This is a genomic window from Lancefieldella parvula (genome assembly GCF_963530955.1).
GTDB lineage: Bacteria > Actinomycetota > Coriobacteriia > Coriobacteriales > Atopobiaceae > Lancefieldella > Lancefieldella parvula_A.
The window spans coordinates 1-4,887 of sequence record NZ_CAUSFQ010000092.1 but is presented as its reverse complement, the minus strand read 5'-3'; the positions used below and the strand labels follow the sequence as shown (position 1 = coordinate 4,887).

Below are 4,887 nucleotides of genomic sequence, written 5' to 3'. Positions count from 1 at the left end.
TATTCGGTATTCGGTATTCGGTATTCGGTATTCGGTATTCGGTATTCGGTATTCGATAAATGGTGACCAAACAAAAAACCAGCTCCCCACATACGCGCGTGAAGAGCTGGTCATCTTACTAGTAGCACTTGCCTCGTTGTCTTACGATTCCTTTGAGTGCGTCGGGTCACCCTCGGTGTTGGCGTCAGAAGAAGTGGAGCTTGGCATACCAAGCAGGCGCTGCATCACCATCTCTGGACTGGTCTCGCTATAACGAACAAGCGAGGTGATGCGCTCGCGCATGTGGTACTCGTGGAGCTCATCCTCAAGCACGCGAATGCGTTCACGCAGCTCATCAATTAGATCGTCCTTCTCGAGAGCTCGTTCGCGCATGTCAAGAATGCGCACAACACCGGCAAGATTGATGCCCTCGTCCGTCAGCTTGGAGACAAGATTGAGGCGGTCAATGTCCGCGCGAGAGTACAGGCGCGTGTTGCCCCTGGAACGACCGGGGTTGATCAGGCCCTTCTGCTCGTACACACGCAGCGTCTGCGGATGCATGCCCGTAAGCTCGGCCGCAACGCTAATCATGTAGAGCGGCTTGTTACGACCGTCATCCTTCTTTCGAGCCATTACCGCTCCTCTCGGTAGCTGCGCTCATCGGCGTCAAGCAACGCCTGAAGAGCATCTCGCTCCTTCTTGGAAAGTTTTGTTGGAACCTTGACATCCACCGAAACATACAGCGCGCCGCGAGTTGCAGGATCCTTCACGCGAGGAGCGCCCAAGTTCTTGAACCTGAACGTTTTTCCGCTCTGTGTACCTGCGGGAACCTTGAGTCGCACCGTAGTTCCGTCAGGCGTTGGCACGTCAACCGAGGTGCCCAAAGCTGCCTCGTAAATGCTCACTGGCAGCTTCATGCGCACGTCAGCGCCATCTCGCGAGAAGACCGGATGAGCTGCAACGTTGATGGTAACCACAAGGTTGCCTCGCGGACCGCCGTTAACGCCGTACTCGCCATGCTTCTTGTAGCGCAGCTTCATGCCATCGTAAGCACCAGCTGGTACTTTGATGGTCAGTGACTGCTCCTCACCAGTTGAAGGCACGCGATACGTTGCCTTGCGAGAAGTTCCCTTAAATGCCTCATCAAACGATACGTTTACGGACATAGTAAGGTCGCTACCTGCAACTGGACGGTTTGCTCGCCCGCCAAAGATATCGGCAAAGTCAAAGCCGCTGGCTCCTGCACCAGCACCGCCACCAAAGCCACTAAAGAAATCGGCAAAATTGGCGCCGTTTACGTTGGTGGTATAGGTGAACCCACCCTGGCGACCACCAAATCCGCCTCCAGGAATACCGCCAAATGCGAGCATCTGGTCATACTCCTGGCGCTTCTTATCATCAGAGAGCGTGTTGTACGCTTCCGAAATCTCTTTGAACTTGGCTTCATCGCCACCTCTGTCAGGGTGGTATTTAGCTGCAAGTTTCCTAAACGCTTTTTGAATATCAGACTTCGAGGCGTCGCGCTTCACGCCAAGAACGTCATAAAAAGTCTTACTACCTGCCATTCAGCACGGCCTCCTCTCTAAAACTACTCTGTCTTACTCGGTTACGCCATTTGCGGCAGCGCCGTCTGCGGTTTCGCCGTCAGCAGCTTCTGCGCTGTCTGCGGCTTCTTGCTCTACTGGGCGCTTTGGACCGCCGTGGGTCACAACAACCATCGCAGTACGAATGTCCTTGCCGCCCATGCGATAACCCTTTTGGTACACCTGGGCGACGGTCTCATCATATGCCTCGGTGTCTTCAATCTGGCTCACTGCCTGATGAGATAGAGGATCAAAGGCCTCGCCAACAGGATTGACTACCTCAACACCCTCTTTGTTAAGAACGCCCACAAGCTTCTTGCACACCGCAGAGACGCCCTCAACAAACTGCTGAGCTGCAGGATCGGTCAGGCCATCTGCGTGCTCAATTGCGCGCTCCAGGTCATCAATGACAGGAAGCAGGTCAACTACCAGCTTCTCTGTTGCACGCTGGCGCTCATCAAGACGCTCCTGAGCGGTACGACGACGGTAGTTATCCCAGTCAGCCTGCAAGCGCAAGAAGCGATCATTTGCCTCGGCTGCCTGCTGCTTTGCTGCCTCAATCTGATCGGAGACCGAGTCAAGCTCGTTCTGCAAACGATCACGCTCCTGAGCTGCGCGCTTTGCATCGGCAGCAATCTCTGCCTCAGCCGTCTCTTCTCCGCGACGAATTGCCTCAGCAATCATCTCTTCTTCAGTCATCGGACGGCTTGCACCAGCCGTACCTGCCGCGCCATTAGCAGCGGCCGCGTTGCCGTCAAGCGTCTGACTTGCGGAACCATCTCCCACAACGCCGACGGCGCCTACGGTTTCATCACCGTTATTCTCGTTATCAAAGGTAGTGTCAACCTTGTTCTGATCTGCTGTTGTCACTGCCATCACCTCCCTATGTGTAGAAGGCGGCCAAACGTTTCCGCCAGCCGCCTCCGAGTCATATCACATTGTCTACCAGCTGCTGCACCAAGTTACCCAAGCGCATATGCCGAGAAACTCAGATTAGTTCTGGTTCTTATCGTCGTCGACAACCTCGTAGTCTGCATCAACAACATCTGGCTCAGAAGGGTTGCTTGCTGCGCCGTTGTTACCAGCGGTCTGAGCCTGAGCGTCTGCGTAGACAATCTCTGCGAGCTTCTGACCAACCTCGGTGAGCTTCTCGCCAGCCTTCTTGATTGCCTCAATGTCGGTGCCGTCAAGTGCGGTCTTTGCCTCAGCAACTGCCTCTTCAACAGCCTTCTTCTGATCCTCAGGAACCTTATCGCCAAGGTCTTTGACGGTTTGCTCGGTGCTGTATGCCAGAGAGTCTACCTGGTTACGAACCTCAATCTCGTCCTTGCGCTTCTTGTCTTCCTCAGCGTGAGACTCTGCGTCCTTGACCATGCGGTCAACTTCCTCGTCGGACAGAGCGGTGGAACCAGAAATGGTAATCTCCTGGGACTTGTCAGTTGCCTTGTCCTTAGCGGTGACCTTCAGGATGCCGTTTGCGTCGATGTCAAAGGTAACCTCAATCTGAGGGATACCACGCTGAGCAGCAGGAATGCCGGTAAGGTTGAACTTACCAAGGCTCTTGTTGTCAGAAGCCATCTCACGCTCGCCCTGGAGGACGTGGATCTCAACGGAGGTCTGGTTGTCAGCTGCGGTGGAGTAAACCTTTGTGCTGGAAGTTGGGATGGTGGTGTTGCGGTCGATGACCTTGTCAACAACGCCGCCGAGAGTCTCAACGCCCAGGGACAGTGGGGTTACGTCCAGAAGCAGGATGCCGGAAACGTCGCCGGTAAGAACGCCGCCCTGAACAGCTGCACCGTCAGCAACAACCTCGTCTGGGTTGACGGACATGTTAGGCTGCTTGCCTGTCATGCTCTTGACCAGGTCCTGAACAGCTGGCATACGAGTGGAGCCGCCAACCAGAATGACCTCGCTGACATCGGAGAGCTGAAGGCCTGCGTCCTGGAGTGCCTTGGTTACAGGAGCCTTGCAGCGGTCGAGAAGATCGCGGGTGATGCGCTCAAACTCTGCACGAGTCAGAGTGTAGTCAAGGTGCTTAGGACCAGATGCGTCTGCGGTGATGAATGGCAGGTTGATCTGTGCCTGCTGAGCGCTGGAGAGCTCCTTCTTGGCATTCTCTGCAGCCTCCTTAAGGCGCTGAAGTGCCATTGGATCCTTGCGGAGGTCAATACCGTTATCGGAGTTGAACTTGTCTGCAAGCCAGTCGATAACGCGCTGATCCCAGTCGTCGCCGCCCAGGTGGTTGTCGCCGTTGGTTGCAAGAACCTCAACAACGCCGTCTGCAAGATCGAGCAGAGAGACGTCGAAGGTGCCACCACCGAGGTCGAAGACAAGAACCTTGTGGTCCTGGTCCTTCTTGTCCAGACCGTAAGCAAGTGCTGCTGCGGTTGGCTCGTTGACGATACGCTGAACGTTGAGGCCAGCAATCTTGCCTGCGTCCTTGGTTGCCTGACGCTGTGCGTCGTTGAAGTATGCTGGGACGGTAATAACAGCGTCGGTTACAGGCTCACCGAGGTACTTCTCGGCGTCTGCCTTCATCTTTGCAAGGGTCATAGCGCTGATCTGCTCTGGAGTGTAGTCAACACCCTCAATCTCGACAACTGCGCGGCCATCGGTGCCAGCCTTAACCTTGTAAGGGACAGTCTTAATCTCAGACTGGACCTCGTCAAACTTGCGGCCCATGAAACGCTTGATGGAGAAGACAGTGTTTACAGGGTTGGTGACAGCCTGGTTCTTTGCTGCCTTACCAACAATGCGGTCGCCGTCTGCGCGGAAGCCGACGACGGAAGGAGTTGTGCGGTCTCCCTCTGCGTTTACGATGATAGTTGGCTCTCCACCCTCGAGGACAGCCATAGCTGAGTTTGTAGTACCCAGGTCAATTCCAAGAATCTTACCCATTGTGAATCATCCTTTCCTATGTACGTGTTTCGCTTGGCGAGAAACCCCACAGGTAGATGACCTGAAAAAGGGTACAAGCTAATCGTGAACACATACCGTGTTTCTGCTTTACGGTTTTGCTTATACCCCTATGTCTGACTTATATACATAATCTAAGTCAGTTTGTAGTAGATTTTTTCCCAATTTTATTTATTTCATCAATTATTCTCATTTTAATTTGTCTTAAACTATAGTGTAAATATTTATCCTAAAAGGAGTGTAGTAATGAAACATAATAATTTTAATAAAACATCACTCCATATTAGTGATATTGAAAATTTAGTTTCACTCTGGGAAAAGGAGAACCCAAGACGTGCTTTTTCGCTAAAGATGATAAGGGGTTTTTATCAATACATCAAAAAATTACTAAGCGGCAACGAATCAAATT

General features: G+C 53.1%; 4 protein-coding genes. All 4 read right to left on the bottom strand.

Annotated elements, in window-relative coordinates:
* Window positions 1-141: 141 nt before the first annotated feature.
* The gene (locus tag RWJ43_RS05930; RefSeq protein WP_314008924.1) at window positions 142-612 is read right to left on the bottom strand and encodes a heat shock protein transcriptional repressor HspR; all 471 of its coding nucleotides are present in this window, start codon (window positions 610-612) and stop codon (window positions 142-144) included.
* Complete coding sequence (locus RWJ43_RS05925) at window positions 612-1,544, bottom strand: DnaJ C-terminal domain-containing protein (protein WP_314008922.1); 933 nt, start codon at window positions 1,542-1,544, stop codon at window positions 612-614. The genes RWJ43_RS05930 and RWJ43_RS05925 overlap by 1 nt, the downstream gene beginning before the upstream one ends.
* Window positions 1,545-1,577: 33 nt before the next feature.
* Window positions 1,578-2,438, bottom strand: coding sequence for a nucleotide exchange factor GrpE (grpE, locus tag RWJ43_RS05920; RefSeq protein WP_314008920.1), 861 nt, complete (start codon window positions 2,436-2,438; stop codon window positions 1,578-1,580).
* A gap of 117 nt (window positions 2,439-2,555) precedes the next feature.
* A complete protein-coding gene (gene dnaK, locus RWJ43_RS05915; RefSeq protein ID WP_314008918.1) occupies window positions 2,556-4,460 on the bottom strand; it encodes a molecular chaperone DnaK in 1,905 nt (634 codons plus the stop codon).
* Window positions 4,461-4,887 lie beyond the last annotated feature (427 nt).